At 45.0% G+C, this 15,452-nt stretch carries 18 protein-coding genes and 1 pseudogene; 13 read left to right on the top strand and 6 right to left on the bottom strand.

The features are described 5' to 3' along the window. Positions 1-100: 100 nt before the first annotated feature. The gene (locus CHRO_RS34300) at positions 101-226 is read right to left on the bottom strand and encodes a hypothetical protein (protein ID WP_281168639.1); all 126 of its coding nucleotides are present in this window, start codon (positions 224-226) and stop codon (positions 101-103) included. Between the two features lie 86 nt (positions 227-312). On the opposite strand from CHRO_RS34300, the gene CHRO_RS30430 reads away from it, so the two are divergent. The 10 genes from CHRO_RS30430 to CHRO_RS11055 all read left to right on the top strand — a co-directional run bounded on the left by CHRO_RS30430 (position 313) and on the right by CHRO_RS11055 (position 8,377). After that, positions 313-810, top strand: a complete 498-nt coding sequence (locus tag CHRO_RS30430) for an HNH endonuclease (RefSeq protein ID WP_015154299.1) — start codon at positions 313-315, stop codon at positions 808-810. 211 nt (positions 811-1,021) lie between these two features. After that, on the top strand, positions 1,022-2,311 hold the full coding sequence (locus CHRO_RS11090; protein ID WP_015154298.1) for a DHH family phosphoesterase: 1,290 nt from the start codon (positions 1,022-1,024) through the stop codon (positions 2,309-2,311). Between the two features lie 10 nt (positions 2,312-2,321). Continuing rightward, the gene (locus CHRO_RS34295; protein WP_015154297.1) at positions 2,322-2,450 is read left to right on the top strand and encodes a hypothetical protein; all 129 of its coding nucleotides are present in this window, start codon (positions 2,322-2,324) and stop codon (positions 2,448-2,450) included. Then, entirely contained in the window at positions 2,435-2,971 is a 537-nt protein-coding gene (gene sixA, locus CHRO_RS11085) for a phosphohistidine phosphatase SixA (RefSeq protein WP_015154296.1), read from the top strand. The genes CHRO_RS34295 and sixA overlap by 16 nt, the downstream gene beginning before the upstream one ends. A 91-nt stretch (positions 2,972-3,062) precedes the next feature. Beyond that, complete coding sequence (locus CHRO_RS11080) at positions 3,063-4,202, top strand: citrate synthase (protein WP_015154295.1); 1,140 nt, start codon at positions 3,063-3,065, stop codon at positions 4,200-4,202. 327 nt (positions 4,203-4,529) lie between these two features. After that, a complete protein-coding gene (nuoH, locus tag CHRO_RS11075; RefSeq protein WP_015154294.1) occupies positions 4,530-5,648 on the top strand; it encodes an NADH-quinone oxidoreductase subunit NuoH in 1,119 nt (372 codons plus the stop codon). A 91-nt stretch (positions 5,649-5,739) separates the two neighbouring features. Beyond that, the gene (gene ndhI, locus CHRO_RS11070) at positions 5,740-6,333 is read left to right on the top strand and encodes an NAD(P)H-quinone oxidoreductase subunit I (RefSeq protein ID WP_015154293.1); all 594 of its coding nucleotides are present in this window, start codon (positions 5,740-5,742) and stop codon (positions 6,331-6,333) included. A gap of 137 nt (positions 6,334-6,470) precedes the next feature. Further along, on the top strand, positions 6,471-7,118 hold the full coding sequence (locus tag CHRO_RS11065) for an NADH-quinone oxidoreductase subunit J (RefSeq protein ID WP_015154292.1): 648 nt from the start codon (positions 6,471-6,473) through the stop codon (positions 7,116-7,118). Positions 7,119-7,146: 28 nt separating this feature from the next. Next, positions 7,147-7,452, top strand: a complete 306-nt coding sequence (gene nuoK, locus CHRO_RS11060; protein WP_015154291.1) for an NADH-quinone oxidoreductase subunit NuoK — start codon at positions 7,147-7,149, stop codon at positions 7,450-7,452. 4 nt (positions 7,453-7,456) lie between these two features. Then, positions 7,457-8,377 carry an NAD(+) kinase gene (locus CHRO_RS11055; protein WP_015154290.1) on the top strand — a complete coding sequence of 307 codons (921 nt, stop codon included), beginning with the start codon at positions 7,457-7,459 and terminating at the stop codon, positions 8,375-8,377. 6 nt (positions 8,378-8,383) lie between these two features. Here the strand turns inward: CHRO_RS11055 and CHRO_RS11050 are convergent. The 3 genes and pseudogenes from CHRO_RS11050 to CHRO_RS32025 all read right to left on the bottom strand — a co-directional run bounded on the left by CHRO_RS11050 (position 8,384) and on the right by CHRO_RS32025 (position 9,364). Further along, positions 8,384-8,608, bottom strand: a pseudogene (locus CHRO_RS11050) (type II toxin-antitoxin system HicA family toxin). Beyond that, positions 8,601-8,828: a type II toxin-antitoxin system HicB family antitoxin gene (locus CHRO_RS11045; RefSeq protein WP_015154289.1), complete on the bottom strand. Its 228-nt coding sequence runs from the start codon at positions 8,826-8,828 to the stop codon at positions 8,601-8,603. Before CHRO_RS11045 ends, CHRO_RS11050 begins: the two are co-directional and overlap by 8 nt. Before the next feature lie 53 nt (positions 8,829-8,881). Continuing rightward, on the bottom strand, positions 8,882-9,364 hold the full coding sequence (locus tag CHRO_RS32025) for an ATP-grasp domain-containing protein (protein ID WP_181824309.1): 483 nt from the start codon (positions 9,362-9,364) through the stop codon (positions 8,882-8,884). Between the two features lie 257 nt (positions 9,365-9,621). Here CHRO_RS32025 and CHRO_RS11035 point away from each other — a divergent pair, with 257 nt between their 5' ends. The 3 genes from CHRO_RS11035 (at position 9,622) to CHRO_RS11025 (ending at position 12,934) form a co-directional block, all read left to right on the top strand. Continuing rightward, the gene (locus CHRO_RS11035; RefSeq protein WP_015154287.1) at positions 9,622-11,634 is read left to right on the top strand and encodes a serine/threonine-protein kinase; all 2,013 of its coding nucleotides are present in this window, start codon (positions 9,622-9,624) and stop codon (positions 11,632-11,634) included. Positions 11,635-11,813: 179 nt separating this feature from the next. Further along, complete coding sequence (locus CHRO_RS11030; RefSeq protein WP_015154286.1) at positions 11,814-12,461, top strand: ParA family protein; 648 nt, start codon at positions 11,814-11,816, stop codon at positions 12,459-12,461. Further along, a complete protein-coding gene (locus CHRO_RS11025; protein WP_015154285.1) occupies positions 12,455-12,934 on the top strand; it encodes a hypothetical protein in 480 nt (159 codons plus the stop codon). Before CHRO_RS11030 ends, CHRO_RS11025 begins: the two co-directional genes overlap by 7 nt. A gap of 81 nt (positions 12,935-13,015) precedes the next feature. Here the strand turns inward: CHRO_RS11025 and CHRO_RS11020 are convergent, their stop codons facing one another. Next, a complete protein-coding gene (locus CHRO_RS11020) occupies positions 13,016-14,851 on the bottom strand; it encodes an ABC transporter ATP-binding protein (protein ID WP_015154284.1) in 1,836 nt (611 codons plus the stop codon). Positions 14,852-14,914: 63 nt separating this feature from the next. Then, complete coding sequence (locus tag CHRO_RS11015) at positions 14,915-15,295, bottom strand: hypothetical protein (protein ID WP_015154283.1); 381 nt, start codon at positions 15,293-15,295, stop codon at positions 14,915-14,917. Positions 15,296-15,452 lie beyond the last annotated feature (157 nt).

The raw sequence follows: 15,452 nt of genomic DNA, 5'->3' as shown, positions 1-15,452 counted from the left end.
TCCTCTTGTTTTCAGTGACCAGTTACCAGTTATCAGTTATCAGTTGTCAGTGTAGAGACGTTACATGTAACGTCTGTACAAAGTTATCAGTTATCAATGACTAGTGGCTGGTAGCTGGTGGAACCAGAATTAGCCCCCTTGTCCCCCTTGTCTCCCTTGTCCCCCTTGTCTCCCTTGTCCCCCTTGTCTCCCTTGTCCCCCTTGTCTCTTTCCACGCACCACGCACCACTCACCACTTAATTAATGACAAATGACGCAAATATGAGTAATTATGTTAATATCTTGTAAAAAAGTTGGCTGCTGCGATACTCAATGGCTAAGGTATTAGTCCTGAACGCCTCTTACGAGCCGATTAACATCACGAGCTGGCGACGGGCAATTGTATTGCTAATTAAAGGCAAAGCGGAGCAAGTCGAACACAACGGCAAAGTCATTTACGCCGAGTTTCCCTTGCCGACTGTCATCCGCCTGCGTCACTACGTTCGCGTCCCTTACAAAGAAATTCCCCTTACCAGACGTAATATCCTCCATCGAGACAGTCACAGTTGTCAATACTGCGGCTACATCGGGGAGGATTTAACGTTAGATCACGTTCTACCGCGATCGCGTGGCGGGATGGATACTTGGGAAAACATCGTTACTGCGTGCGTCCGCTGCAACGTCAAGAAAGGCAGTCGCACTCCATCTGAGGCACACATGCATCTGCGCCATCCGCCGCGCAAGCCCTACAGCAGCCTCTACTTTGAAGTCACCAAGCATCTCAAGAGCGGTCTGCATGATGAGTGGCAAAAGTATGTCATCGGTCTTTAATCGACCTCTGGCTGAATAGTTGCTATAGAGCTATGATGAGAAATAGAATTTGTATTTCATCCCAGCGCCGGATTGAGTAGCATAACCGTTGATGCCTAAAATAATTGCAGTAAAAAATTGCAGTCACTGTGCGATGAGGCTGATACAGTTTATCGAGTAATAGTAACATTTTTGACCACAATTTTCGCTTCACACGCATACGATAGTATTTATGCCCTTGAACTCGTTCAAGCAGCTTAATAGTCTGCCTTCCACTTCCAATAGCGAGTCTTCTGTTGAAGAAGTTGAGATAGATATGGGATCTGCGGTCGCAACCCAAGAACCATCTCTCGCTCCCTTGTCCGGCGATTCTGGGACTCAACCAGTTGGACGCAACAACAATGGTTCTTCCACCACGTCAAAAGTGGAAGCATTGCGGCAAGTTTTAGAGCGACATCAGCACGAACGACATTTAGTCTTATTGCAAGACTTCCCCGACCCCGATGCTCTTTCGTCGGCGTGGGCGTACCAACTCATCGCGCAGCAATATGATTTGCAGTGCGACATCGTTTATGCCGGAACCTTGAGCCATCAAGAGAATATTGCTTTAGTCAAACTAACGGGACTACCAGCGCAGCGCCTACCAGTTCAAACAGCTAAAAGCAAAGACTTATCTGGTTATAAAGGTTACGTGCTAGTTGACAACCAAGGGACGACAAGTCAACTGCTCTCGCTCGTTTTAGAAGCAGGTTTGCCACTCATATCGGTCATTGACCATCACAGCCTGCAAGGAGAACTCAAGCCAGAGTTTGCCGATATTCGTCCCAACGTTCGCGCCACAGCCACGATTTTGACCCAGTACTTGCAAACAGGGTTACTGGTACTCGATAGTAGCGTCGGACAACACGTCAAATGCGCCACTGCCTTGATGCACGGCTTGCGTTCCGACACCAGCAGCTTGATGCAAGCACAAGAAGAGGATTTTCAGGCAGCAGGCTTTTTGAGTCGATTTTACGATTACCAATTGCTCAAAGCCGTATTGCAGACCAATCGCTCCAAACGGGTGATGGATGTGATCGAGCGATCGCTGAAAAATCGTATAGTTCAAAATAACTTTTCTATTGCAGGTGTGGGATACCTACGTTATGACGACCGCGATGCTATTCCTCAAGCAGCTGACTTTTTAGTGACAGAAGAAAACGTCCACACGGCTGTCGTTTATGGTATCGTTCACGACGAAGATGAAGAACTAGAAGTTGTCATTGGGTCGCTACGTACCACCAAACTCACCCTAGACCCCGACGAATTTCTCAAAGAAGCTTTCGGACAAGACAATCAAGGACGCTTCTTCGGCGGCGGACGTAGCGGCGCGGGTGGCTTTGAAATTCCGATGGGCTTCTTATCTGGCAGTAATGAAATTTCTGCGTACGCCAAAATGAAATGGGAAGTCTTCGACGCTCAAATCAAGCAGAAGCTTCAACGACTGGTCAACCCACAAGATAGTCCGATTCAGACTGAATAGGTAATGGGTAATGGGTAATGGGGAAGCAATTAGTTCACGGCTAACAGAATATCGCCAATTGCTCAACGCTACCAACAGCCAACAACTAACAACCACCAACTACCAATTACCAATTACCAAATTATGGAATTGTATTTAATCCGTCACGGTATTGCTGAAGAAAGAAGTCCCGATGTGGAGGATGAAAAACGGGTATTGACAGCTAAAGGGCGGGAAAAAACCCAACAAGTAGCAAAACGCCTCTACGAACTCGGCTTGCGATTTGAGCTAATTTTGACCAGTCCTCTCGCTAGAGCAAGGCAAACGGCAGAAATTTTGCAAACTTGTGGATTGAGTTCTCAAATTGAAGAATCTAGCCACCTATCTCCAGAAGGAGATTTTCGTCTGTGGTTAAGCTGGCTAGAACAAAAGCAAATGCTGGCTACTGATACTCAACTAGCTTTAGTCGGTCACGAACCAGATTTGGGACAATGGGCAGAAATGCTGATTTGGGGAAAACTCAAACAAGAGTTAGCATTTGCTGAAAATTCTCCGGATGATGACTCTGCTGCCCTAGTTCTGAGAAAAGCAGGTATCATTGGTATTAACTTACCAAAAGTCAACTCTCCCGTGGGTCGAAGCCAACTGTTTTGGCTAGCTCCACCGAAGTTTCTGCTCTAGATAGCATATAATTCTGGTAAAACTAACTACACAAGGCAAGTTTTTGGTAAGTTAGCTTGAGTATTGTCTTTTCTATGCAGCCAGTGTAGCTATGTCCGTTTGCGAATTTAGACCAGGTCTAGAAGGCATCCCTGCCGCCCAATCCGGTATCAGCTTTGTCAACGGACAACAAGGGATACTGGAGTATCGCGGCATCCGCATCGAAGAGTTAGCCGAAAAAAGTAACTTTTTAGAAACTGCCTACCTCTTAATTTGGGGCGAACTTCCAACTCAGCAAGAGTTAGAGGAATTCGAGCATGAGGTGAGACATCATCGGCGAATTAAGTATCGCATTCGGGATATGATGAAAAGCTTTCCTGAAAGCGGTCATCCGATGGATGCACTACAAGCCTCAGCAGCGGCATTAGGCTTGTTCTATTCTAAACGCGACTTAGAAAACCCCGTATACGTCAGAGATGCCGTCGTGCGGCTACTAGCAACAGTACCGACGATGATCGCAGCGTTTCAGTTGATGCGGAATGGTAACGACCCCGTGCGTCCCCATGACGGCTTGGATTACTCCGCAAACTTTCTCTACATGCTCAACGAACGGGAACCAGACCCATTAGCTGCACGGATCTTTGATGTTTGCTTAATTCTCCATGCCGAACATACGATGAACGCTTCCACGTTTTCGGCACGGGTAACGGCTTCGACGCTAACCGATCCTTACGCTGTAGTCGCGTCAGCAGTTGGCACTCTCGGCGGACCGCTACATGGAGGAGCCAATGAGGAAGTGATTACGATGCTAGAAGAAATTGGCTCGGTAGAAAATGTCCGTCCTTACTTAGAGGACTGTATGCAGCGCAAAGCTAAGATCATGGGCTTCGGTCATCGAGTCTACAAGGTGAAAGACCCGCGAGCAACCATTTTACAAAAATTGGCAGAGCAGTTATTTGAAAAATTCGGCTACGACAAATACTATGACATCGCCGTAGAGTTAGAACATGCCGTAGCAGAAAAACTGGGCGGGAAAGGCATCTATCCTAACGTTGACTTTTACTCTGGCTTGGTATATAGAAAGATGGGTATCCCTACGGACTTATTTACGCCCGTATTTGCGATCGCCCGCGTAGCAGGTTGGCTAGCTCACTGGAAAGAACAGCTCGTCCAAAACCGTATTTATCGCCCCACCCAAGTCTACAACGGTCATCACGATGTCTCCTATACTCCAGTTCATTTGAGACAGTGAGTCGTGAGGAGTGACTAATGGCTAGTGACTGGTGAGTAGACATAAAAAGCTGACTCTGCTAGCCACCAGCCACCAGCCACTATCTACTCACCAATTACCTAACTATAGACAAACCTCGAATACAAGTATAAGTACAACTTCTCAAGTACTCTGCTTTGCTGTGAGCCAGCGAACGATATACTAGGCAGTGGAATGTTAAAAAAATCTTCATGAAGAGGAGTAAAGAGTGAGGAATGAGTTTAGTGTTTGCACTACTCGCTACTCACTACTCGCTACTCACTACTCACTACTCACTACTCACTGCTTACTTCTTACCAAGTGCAAAGCATGAATTCAGGAATAGACCTGCAAGGTACTTTTATTGAAACCCTAATGGATTTGGGACTACCTGCGGATGTAGCCAAAGTCATATGGATGCCACTGCCGATGATTTTAATGATTATTGGCTCGACAGTGGGGGTGTTGGTATGCGTGTGGTTGGAGCGGAAAATTTCTGCTGCCGCGCAACAGCGAATTGGTCCTGAATATATCGGTCCATTTGGTTTACTAGCTCCTGTAGCTGACGGTTTGAAACTAGTCTTCAAGGAAGATGTGGTTCCAGCCAAATCAGATTCGCTACTATTTACCCTCGGACCCATCATTGTTGTCATTCCCGTGTTTCTGTCTTATTTAATCGTGCCGTTCGGACAGAACTTGGTAATTACTAATGTAGGGATGGGAGTTTTCTTATGGATTTCATTGTCGAGCATTCAGCCGATTGGTTTGCTGATGGCAGGCTATTCTTCCAATAACAAATACTCCCTACTCGGAGGCTTACGAGCAGCAGCGCAGTCAATTAGCTACGAAGTTCCCCTTGCTCTATCAGTGCTGGCGGTTGTCATGATGTCTAACAGCCTTAGCACCATCGACATTGTGGAACAGCAATCGGGCTACGGCATTTTAGGCTGGAACGTATGGCGACAGCCGCTTGGTTTTGTCATTTTCTGGATTGCAGCTTTAGCAGAATGCGAACGGATGCCCTTTGACTTACCAGAAGCAGAAGAAGAACTGGTGGCGGGATATCAAACCGAATACGCTGGCATGAAATTCGGTCTTTTCTACTTGGGTTCCTATGTTAACCTCGTCCTTTCTGCCTTAATGGTAGCTATTTTATACCTCGGTGGCTGGGAATTTCCCATTCCCCTAGACATTCTTGCTGATTGGGTAGGAGTGAGCAGAGATAGCTCTTGGTTGCAAGTCGTAGATGCTGCTTTAGGCATCACGATGACACTACTCAAAGCTTATTTCCTCGTCTTTATTGCCATCCTACTGCGCTGGACAGTGCCCCGCGTGCGGATCGACCAGTTATTAGACTTAGGATGGAAGTTTTTGCTGCCTGTAAGTCTAGTTAATTTACTTTTGACCGCAGCACTGAAGTTAGCTTTTCCCTTTGCCTTCGGCGGGTAATGGGTAATGGGTAATTGGCGATCGGCTACCAATTACCAACTACCAATTACCAATTGCCTATGATCTTAAAAGAGAGAAACACCACAGTACCATGTTGAAATTTCTCAAGCAAATTGGCGATTATGCCAAAGAATCAGTTCAAGCAGCTCGCTATATCGGTCAAGGGCTAGCAGTAACCTTCGACCACATGCAACGGCGACCGATTACAGTTCAGTACCCCTACGAAAGACTGATTCCCTCGGAACGCTTTCGCGGCAGAATTCACTTTGAATTTGATAAGTGTATTGCTTGTGAAGTGTGCGTTCGTGTTTGTCCGATTAACCTACCTGTAGTCGATTGGGAATTTGACAAACCATCGAAAAAGAAAAAACTCAATCACTACAGTATTGATTTTGGCGTTTGTATTTTCTGCGGTAACTGCGTGGAATACTGCCCGACAAACTGTCTATCCATGACAGAAGAATACGACCTCTGTACTTACGATCGCCACGAACTCAACTACGATAACGTAGCTCTAGGTCGCTTACCGTATAAAGTTACCCAAGATCCAATGGTTACGCCACTGCGGGAACTCGTTTACTTGCCCAAAGGCGTACTCGACCCGCACGATCTGCCAGCAGATGCCAAACGAGCTGGTATGCTACCAGAAGAAATTGTCAAGCAAGAAGAACAGACTGCTCAGTAGGTAACGGGTAATAGGTAATGGGTAAGGGAATCAAAAGTCAAAAGCTAAAAGTCAAAAAAGATCGACTTCTAACGACAACCAACTACCAATTACCAATTACCAATTACCAATTACCAATTTGCAAAGGATAAAGAGTTGTGAACATAGCACAAGGGGTACAGATTGTTTCGTTTGGCATCTTAGCAGCGATGATGATTGGGGCAGCCTTGGGAGTGGTGCTGCTGTCCAATATCGTCTACTCTGCTTTTTTATTAGCAGGGGTATTTATCAGTATTGCGGGAATGTACTTGTTGCTGAATGCTGATTTTGTCGCCACGGCTCAGGTGCTGATTTATGTCGGAGCGGTGAACGTACTGATCCTATTCGCGATTATGTTGGTGAATAAGCGCGAGGATTTCGCCCCGCTACGGAATGCTTGGGTACGCCCGACATTAACTGCGATCGTCAGTTTGGGATTATTCGCGCTGTTAAGTACGATGGTGCTGGCAACGCCTTGGGTATATTCTACTGGCGTGACACCTGGTAATAATTCCATCGTCTCGATTGGACAACATTTCTTCAGCGACTTCTTGCTACCGTTTGAACTGGCTTCAGTTTTGTTATTAATGGCAATGGTAGGGGCAATTATTTTAGCGCGGCGGGAATTTTTGCCAGAACAAATAATTTCGCCTCGTAAAGAACAACCCGTATTGACATTGCCAGAACGTCCGCGCGAACTCATTACCGTGTCGGGCGATCGCACCAGCAATTTAAGTAAAGACAAGCAAGCCAAAGGCAACTCTTAGATTTAGATACTCGCAAGCCAAGAAATCAATGCAACTCCAGTACTTTCTCATTCTCGCCGCCGCCCTATTTTGTATTGGGATCTACGGCTTGATTACCAGTCGCAACGCCATCCGCGTATTGATGTCAATTGAATTGTTACTCAATGCCGTAAATTTAAACTTGATGGCATTTTCTAACTTTTTAGATTCACAAGCAATTAAGGGTCAGGTCTTTACTGTATTTGTCATTACCGTTGCTGCGGCTGAAGCAGCTGTAGGATTAGCAATTGTGTTAGCGATTTACCGTAACCGCGACACAATTGATATGGAGCAATTCAATCTACTAAAGTGGTAGTTGAGTGCAGTTAAAGCAAGTCATCATCGCTCATAAAGCAGGAGATTCCCTCAGTCGCCGCTGGGCAGAAATTTGCGCCCAGCAGTTAGAAGACCGTGGCTGTAGAATACTGATGGGTCCGAGCGGTCCCAAAGACAATCCTTATCCAGTATTTCTCGCCTCAGCAGTTGCACCAATCGACCTAGCGATAGTTCTAGGAGGCGATGGCACGGTACTCACAGCTGCAAGGCACTTAGCTGCTGAGGGAATCCCTATTTTAGCTGTCAATGTGGGTGGAAATTTAGGTTTTTTAACCGAGTCATTTGAGAGTTTTAAAGATTCAGAACAAGTCTGGGATCGCCTGTTGGAGGATAGATATGCGGTTCAGCGGCGGATGATGTTACAAGCGGGACTTTATGAAGGCAATCGCTCGCAGATAGAAAGAGTTAGCGATCGCTTTTTAGCATTAAATGAAATGTGTATAAAACCCGCATCTGCTGACCGCTCGATCACCTCTATTCTAGAAATGGAAATTGACGGGGAAGTGGTCGATCAATATCAGGGTGATGGGTTAATTATTGCGACTCCCACTGGTTCCACAGGCTACACCATTTCCGCCAATGGACCCATCGTTCATGACGGGATGAAAGCGATTACCGTGACTCCCATCTGTCCGATGAGCCTTTCCAGCCGACCGATTGTTTTACCACCTGGTTCCGTCGTCAGCGTGTGGGCTTTAGGCGACTATGAACTGAATACTAAATTATGGATGGATAGTGTTTTAGCAACTGCAATTTGGCCCGGACAGCGAGTTGATATTCAAATGGCAGATTGCGACGCTAAGTTCATTATTTTGCGAGAAAACTATTCTTATTACCAAACTTTACGCGAGAAATTGCAGTGGGCAGGAGCGAGAATTCAATATACTAATAATCACCGGAATTGAGCGCTATTATTGCTCCTCAAATAGAGAGCGAGGTAATCCTGACTGCCGAATAATAGATTGCAGAGTACCTATACGTATCTCCGACTAGTTCGGCACGGGAACAGTAATTGTTGTATCTTCGGTTCGCTTTTGCATGATAATATGACTGCCACGCTGCCGAACTTTAATCAACCCAAATTGTTCGAGAATTTGACAAACTTCTTGAGCGGAGAGAACTCGCAGCCTACCCAATCGCAACCTCCAACCTAGTGATAAATACTTCACCATGCAATCGAGTTTCTATTTCAGTAGGTTCTGCTGTTTCAAAAAATAATTCTAATGCTTCAATTAAATTATTTCTTGCTTCCTCAACTGTACTACCTTGACTGGCAATATCCAGCTCTGGACACAAAGAAACGTATCCATTTTCTTCCCGTTCAATAATTCCTGTAAACTGCTTTATTTGTTTCATGGACAGAGAGACATAAATTGTAGGTCAGATAATTGTTTACCGTTACTAAAATCTTAGCATTCATCTAACCAAATCTCAGCAAAACGTTCCGTTGTCCATCCTACAAGATCTGAAACTTGCCCGTCGCCAATTTCAACAATGCGTTTAACTCCGTCTCTACGTTTTACCACATCTACGGAGAAAAACTTACTATTAATTCTTTTCGCACATTCTTCTACAATAGTTGGAATTTTCTTTTCTGAATTGGCAGCAAACACTCTACCATTAATAACAAAGTAACGCCGCTCGGAATCCGATATAAAATCTTCAACTCGTCGAACACAAACACCACCTTCAATTGTGCCACGAAACTTTTGCATTTCACTCACAACTATTTTAATATCTGAAGGTTTTTCAATCGTTGAGCCAATTGAAGTTTTGAGAGATTTGACGTAATCTTTAATAAAGAAACATTCCCAGCCTAAATCGCTCAATTCTCTTTCTAAATCGCTATCGACTGTTTGACAAACATACAGCTTGAGCAAGATAGGCTTCATCGATTTTTTTCGGATTAAAATAATCGCTAGGAAAAAGAAATGTTAACATATCCAAACTGACATACCATTCAATAGAATAAATCAGTATATATTCAATAAAATGAAAATAGGTGAAATTTAGCGCTGAATCGAGCATGATGAAAAAGTCTTTCGAGCTGCAAGGGCGATCGCTCTGCTGAGAGCGGTTTCAATAAGCGGTATAAATAAGCTATAGAAACGACTTATCATAATACCCAACGGTTGGTTAACGGCTGATTATGAGTTACTGCCTCAACCCTAGTTGCCAGAAGCCTTTGAATCCCAAAGGAACGCCCTTCTGCCACAGTTGCGGCAAAGAAATTCAGCCGCTGCTGCGCTATCGCTATCAGATCGTCCGCCAGTTGGGAAGCGGCGGGTTTGGTAGAACTTTTTTGGCAGAGGATACAGACAAGCTAAATGAACCGTGTGTTGTCAAGCAATTGGTATCGCAATTTCCAGGAACCAAAGCTTGGCAAAAGGCAAATGAGCTGTTTCAGGAAGAGGCACAGCGCCTACAACAGTTAGGGGAACATCCGCAGATTCCGGCGTTATACGCCTACTTTGAACAGGATAACTACCTGTATCTGGTACAGCAGTTAATTGTAGGGCAAACTTTGCAGCAGGAAGTAGAGCAACAAGGGATATTTAGCGAGGAAAAAATTTGGCAACTGTTGAGTGACTTATTGCCAGTTCTCCAGTTTATCCACGCCCATCATGTGATTCATCGGGATCTCAAGCCAGAAAACATCATTCGCCGTCAGAGTGACGGTAAACCAGTTCTGATCGATTTTGGCGTTTCCAAGCAATTATCGGCAACGGCGATCGCTAGCCCAGGAACAAGCATCGGCTCCTTTGGTTATGCCTCGCTAGAACAAATGAATATTGGGGATGCCTATCCAGCTAGCGATCTCTACAGTTTAGGCGTAACTTGCTTTTATCTGCTGACCCAGATCCATCCATCTCAACTGTGGACGGAAAAAGGCTACAGCTGGGTGACAGACTGGCGACAATATCTTAAAACGCCAATTAGTCAAAAATTAGAGCGAGTTCTAGACAAGTTGCTGCAAAAAGACTTTCTCCAGCGCTATCAACATGCTGATGAAGTGCTGCGAGACTTTAGCGATCGCATCCAGTTATCTGTTGACCCAGCGACAATCGAAACCCAACTACCATCAAGCGAAATTGGTAGCATCAAGGCAGATTCTAACCCTATAGGACAGCCTTCGAGTCAGGGAAAGCGACTGCAACTCAAGCGCGATCGTACTCAAGCGCTGCCCACGCTTGTTCCTCTCCAACGGTTGCAAAAGCGACTGCTAGTGGGGGGTGTTATCCTGCTATTAGGATTGCTGGGATATGGTTATTGGTATCTCAATCGAATCTCCACGATCGCAGGGCATACTGGGGAAGTTAATACGATTGATTTCAGTCCAGACGGACAGAAGTTTGCTAGTGGTAGCGACGACAAAACGATTAAAATTTGGAATTTTAGCGATCGCCGAGAACTCAACACCCTTAAAGGTCATACCAACTGGGTTTACTCTGTCGCCATTAGCCCAGATAGTCAAACTCTAGTCAGTGGCAGTAAGGATAATACAGTTAAAATTTGGAACTTGAATACGGGACGGGAACTTCGTAGCCTCAAGGGTCATGCTAGCTATGTTGATACCGTTGCCATTAGCCCAGACGGTCAAAAATTTGCTAGTGGGAGTTATGACAAAACAATTAAAATCTGGAACTTCAAGACAGGAGAGGAACTTCGGACTTTGAGGGGTCATGCTGCTGAAGTTTTGTCCGTTGCCATTAGCCCAGATGGTTTAAGGCTTGCCAGCAGTAGTACAGATAGAACGATCAAAATCTGGAATTTCAATACAGGACAGGAAATTTTCACCCTCAGAGGGCATACAGGCGATGTTAACTCCCTCGCTTTTAGTCCAACTGGTCAAGAACTGGCAAGCGTCAGTGACGATCGCTCGATCAAAATTTGGAATCCCAACACGGGACGAGAAATACGCACCTTGACGGGACATTCAGCTGATGTCAATTTTGTCACCTTCAGCCCAGACGGTCAAAAAATTGCTACGGGCAGCGATGACAAGACTATTCGAGTATGGAACTTGACTACAGGAGAGACACTAGCTACCCTTAGAGGACATTCAGCTCCGGTTTGGTCGGTTGCTTTCAGCCGAGATGGACAGACTCTAGTTAGTGGTAGTGCAGACAAGACAATCGCTTTTTGGCATCTATCGCCGTAATCGGAAGCAGGGAGAAGAGAGCTGACTGAGGGAGCAGAAGAGAGCTGAGGGAGCAAGTCACAACTAATTCCGAATTCCGAATTCCGAATTCCGAATTCTCCCCACCCTACTCCCTGTGAATTAAAACATTTTAGGGACGCGGATTTGGTAATCTATTCTTGTCCCTAGAAAGATGCGCAATGGCTCGGCAACCCAAGATAATTGTTGTGGCGAATGGTAAAGGTGGCGTGGGTAAAACCACAACAAGTATGGCTTTGGCAGGAATTCTTGCCGAGCATTACAAAGTCTTAGCGGTCGATGCCGACGTTCAAGGCAGTTTATCTTGGTGGGTCGATCGCGGCGAACAAAAAATGGGTTTCGATTTAGTACAGGAAACCGATCCCTTACTATTGGGTAAATTGAAGCGGGTAGAGGAATACGAACTCGTCGTTGTCGATACACCACCAGCGCTCAACTCGGAATCGTTGGCAGCAGCGATCGCAGCGGCAGATTATTTATTGTTACCAACGCCGCCAGCACCGATGGATTTAGCTATCCTAGTTGAGACAGTCAGACGTGCAGTCGTACCATCAGGGGTAGCCCATCGCGTCCTCTTAACGCGAGTCGATCCTCGTAGTTGGACGGACGCGCAAGCAGCTCAAAACACCCTTAAAGAACTCGGTATTCCAGCTTGCAAGACTGTCATCCGCGCCTATAAAGCCCACGAACGAGCAGCTTTAGATGGCGTGCCAATCGTCCAGTGGCGAGGAAAGCACGCAAAAGAGGCACAATTAGATTACCGTAAAGTCGCCGACGAAATGGAGAGGGATTGGAGGAAGTTATGGTGAGAAAAAATCTATCCGATTTATTGAAAGAAGAGGCGCAAAAATCTGCCGAACCGCAGGAGATTACGGTAGAAGCAAAACTTGTTGTGGAGGAACCCACTTCAGAAGAGACAAATTCTGAATCTGCCACAAATCATCGCCGTACCAGTCCCACTAAAGCCGAACTGGAAACCACAGTGAAAGACATACAAGCAGCACTAGAAGCTGCCCAAACCGAGAATCAGGAGTTGCGATCGCAACTCCAAGACCAAAAAACTTTAGTCGAAAAAGTTGAAAAGTTGCAAGCAGAACTCGACCAAGCCAAAGAAACAATCTTGAAACTGACAGAAACAAACACTAAATCTAGCTCCAAAACAACCTCTAAATCTAACTCTAAACCCGTTAGTTCTGCCTTAGCTAGACCAGTACAATCCTACTCTTTACCTGACATGTCATCATCTACATTTTCAGATAAAGATATTGGTTGGTTTGATTGATTTAAAAAAGTACTGTGATAGTAAGGTGGGCATTGCCCACCCCACACAATTTTGACTTTTAACTTTTCACTTTTGACTTACTCACTGATACCCCGCTGCTTGCAGGCGAAACAAATGAGCATAGCGTCCTCCCGCCTGCAACAATTCTTCGTGAGTTCCCTGTTCTACCACTTTCCCACCAGATAAAACCATAATTTTGTCTGCCATTCTCACGGTAGAAAAGCGGTGGGAAATCAGAATTGCCATCTGATTTTGAGTTAGCGATCGCAAACGTTCAAAAATTTGAAACTCTGCTTCCGCATCCATAGCGGCTGTGGGTTCGTCTAGAACTAAAATATCTGCTTTATTCCGCATAAAAGCGCGAGACAAAGCGATTTTTTGCCACTGTCCCCCCGATAATTCTTGTCCGCCGCGAAACCATTTACCTAATTGCGTTTGAAAGCTATCTGGTAATTGTTCGATTAAAGGTAGCGCCATTCCCTTGTCTGCTGCTACTTGCCACAGTTCTCTATCTTCAATGCGGGTAACATCACCGACACCAATATTTTCACCTACGGTAAATTGGTAGCGAATAAAGTCCTGAAATATTACCCCAATGCGTCTTTGTAAAACTCCTAAATCCCATGCTTGCAAGTCTAAACCGTCAAGTAAAATTCGCCCTTTATCTGGATTATATAATCGAGTCAATAACTTAATTAAAGTCGTTTTGCCAGAGCCGTTTTCACCAACTATGGCTAATTTTTCTCCGGCTCGAATCCGAAACGAAACATTATTTAAAGCAAGTTTATTACTACCAGGATAAATAAAGGAGACATTTTCAAATCGAATGCCATCTCCAGGTATTAAACCTTGGGTAGCTTTGCCTTTAGGTAAAGAAATAGGTTGTTCTAAAAATTCGTATAAATTAGATAAATAGAGATTATCTTCATACATTCCGCCAATACTAGTTAAAGTGCTAGAAAAAGTCGTTTGTCCCTGACGGAATACCATCAGATACATTGTCATATCACCCAGCGAAAGTCGTCCGGCGATCGCTTCAACAACAATCCAAGCATAGGCAAGATAAAACGCTGCCGTACTCAACAAACTTAATAAATATCCCCACACACCACGCCGCAGAGTTAAATCTCGATCTTCCCCATATAGCCGATTAAAGATCGAACGGTAACGTTCTAACAACATCGCCCCCAACTGGTATAACTTTACTTCCTTAGCAAAGTCTTCGCGAGCGATCAAAGTTTCTAAATAAGTCTGTTCCCTTGTTTCCGGCGCACGCCACCGAAATAGGCGAAAAGCTTGCCCAGCAAATCGCGTCTCCGCAATAAATGCAGGTACGGCTGACAACAACAAGACTATGACTGCCCAGAAAGAAAACTGTAGCAACAAGCCACCGTAGGTCACAAGAGAAATCGCATTTTGGACAATACTAAACGTGCTACTCACTAAAGACAACGGACGACTAGAAGCTTCTCTTCTCGCTCTAGTCATCTTGTCGTAAAATTCTGAATCTTCAAAATGGATAAGGTCTAAAGTTAACGCCTTCTGCAAAATTAATAGATTGACTTTTTGTCCCAGCAACACTCGCAACAAAGACTGGGATATCGTTAATCCTCTCTGACTTCCTGCGAGTAATGCGACTAAAATCGCCTCAATTCCCAGATAGCCTAGTGTAATCAGGCGATCGCGTTCTAATCCCGACTGATGGGCTAAAACCACACCATCGACAATTAACTTACCCACATAGGCGATCGCGGCTGGGAGTAAACCCGCTACCACAGTCACAATCGCCAAAACAAAGGTTAGGGCGCGACTTGTTTGCCAAACTAATCCTACCGCTCTACCTGTATATTGAAACACCTGCGATCCTTGTTTCAATTGTGTCAGCAGTCTTTGCAGGATGTTTCGTGGCTTTGGCATTTTTGGAGTTAGTAATTATTGGTGGTAGAAACGCACACCTGTGCGCCTCTACTGATGCGATCGCTAATTTTTATGTTCGTAATACTCTGAAATGTGTTCGTAGACGTGTTCTGGAAATTGTAGATCCTTATACACATTACCTGAATCAGGATCGTCAGCATTGGGACAAATCGGAAAATCTTGGTGCTGTTGCCATTCTAATATCCGTTCCCGTTTGGGCGGATTGTAGTCTTTGGCTTGTACCTGGTGGTAGAGGCTGCGTGCTTCTGTTTCACTACAGTCTTTATCTTTAGTCAGGTAGTTAATTAATTCTTCTTCACTTAAAAAATGACGCGCCACCATTGCAAACACCAACCTACCGTAGTGTCCGATATCCTCACCTGCGTCTAGGGCATCCAGAAGATGCGCCATCATCCCATTCTTTCGCAATTCTGCCACTGCCATAACTCATCGTTCTCCCGATAACTACTTCTTATATGGTACACATGAACTATATATGTTGTTGGTTGTTGTCTCTCGTAAGGGCGGGTTTTGAGGAAAAATTTTTCGTTGAGGCTGTTATATTTGTTTGCTAAACCCACCCTTACAAATTCTGATAACG

The sequence above is a fragment of the Chroococcidiopsis thermalis PCC 7203 genome (assembly GCF_000317125.1).
GTDB lineage: Bacteria > Cyanobacteriota > Cyanobacteriia > Cyanobacteriales > Chroococcidiopsidaceae > Chroococcidiopsis > Chroococcidiopsis thermalis.
The sequence above is the reverse complement of the archived record's forward strand: the minus strand, read 5'-3'. Positions and strand labels throughout refer to the sequence as shown.

Bases quoted from the DNA above. Each gene is read 5' to 3' on its own strand.
- CHRO_RS11090 (WP_015154298.1), top strand. From the start codon at position 1,022: ATGCCCTTGAACTCGTTCAAGCAGCTTAATAGTCTGCCTTCCACTTCC.
- CHRO_RS11015 (WP_015154283.1), bottom strand. From the start codon at position 15,295: ATGGCAGTGGCAGAATTGCGAAAGAATGGGATGATGGCGCATCTTCTG.
- ndhI (WP_015154293.1), top strand. From the start codon at position 5,740: ATGTTGAAATTTCTCAAGCAAATTGGCGATTATGCCAAAGAATCAGTT.
- CHRO_RS11025 (WP_015154285.1), top strand. From the start codon at position 12,455: ATGGTGAGAAAAAATCTATCCGATTTATTGAAAGAAGAGGCGCAAAAA.
- CHRO_RS11045 (WP_015154289.1), bottom strand. From the start codon at position 8,828: ATGAAACAAATAAAGCAGTTTACAGGAATTATTGAACGGGAAGAAAAT.
- CHRO_RS11080 (WP_015154295.1), top strand. From the start codon at position 3,063: ATGTCCGTTTGCGAATTTAGACCAGGTCTAGAAGGCATCCCTGCCGCC.
- sixA (WP_015154296.1), top strand. From the start codon at position 2,435: ATGGAATTGTATTTAATCCGTCACGGTATTGCTGAAGAAAGAAGTCCC.
- nuoK (WP_015154291.1), top strand. From the start codon at position 7,147: ATGCAACTCCAGTACTTTCTCATTCTCGCCGCCGCCCTATTTTGTATT.
- CHRO_RS11020 (WP_015154284.1), bottom strand. From the start codon at position 14,851: ATGCCAAAGCCACGAAACATCCTGCAAAGACTGCTGACACAATTGAAA.
- CHRO_RS11030 (WP_015154286.1), top strand. From the start codon at position 11,814: ATGGCTCGGCAACCCAAGATAATTGTTGTGGCGAATGGTAAAGGTGGC.
- CHRO_RS32025 (WP_181824309.1), bottom strand. From the start codon at position 9,364: ATGAAGCCTATCTTGCTCAAGCTGTATGTTTGTCAAACAGTCGATAGC.
- CHRO_RS30430 (WP_015154299.1), top strand. From the start codon at position 313: ATGGCTAAGGTATTAGTCCTGAACGCCTCTTACGAGCCGATTAACATC.
- CHRO_RS34295 (WP_015154297.1), top strand. From the start codon at position 2,322: ATGGGTAATGGGGAAGCAATTAGTTCACGGCTAACAGAATATCGCCAA.
- CHRO_RS11035 (WP_015154287.1), top strand. From the start codon at position 9,622: ATGAGTTACTGCCTCAACCCTAGTTGCCAGAAGCCTTTGAATCCCAAA.
- nuoH (WP_015154294.1), top strand. From the start codon at position 4,530: ATGAATTCAGGAATAGACCTGCAAGGTACTTTTATTGAAACCCTAATG.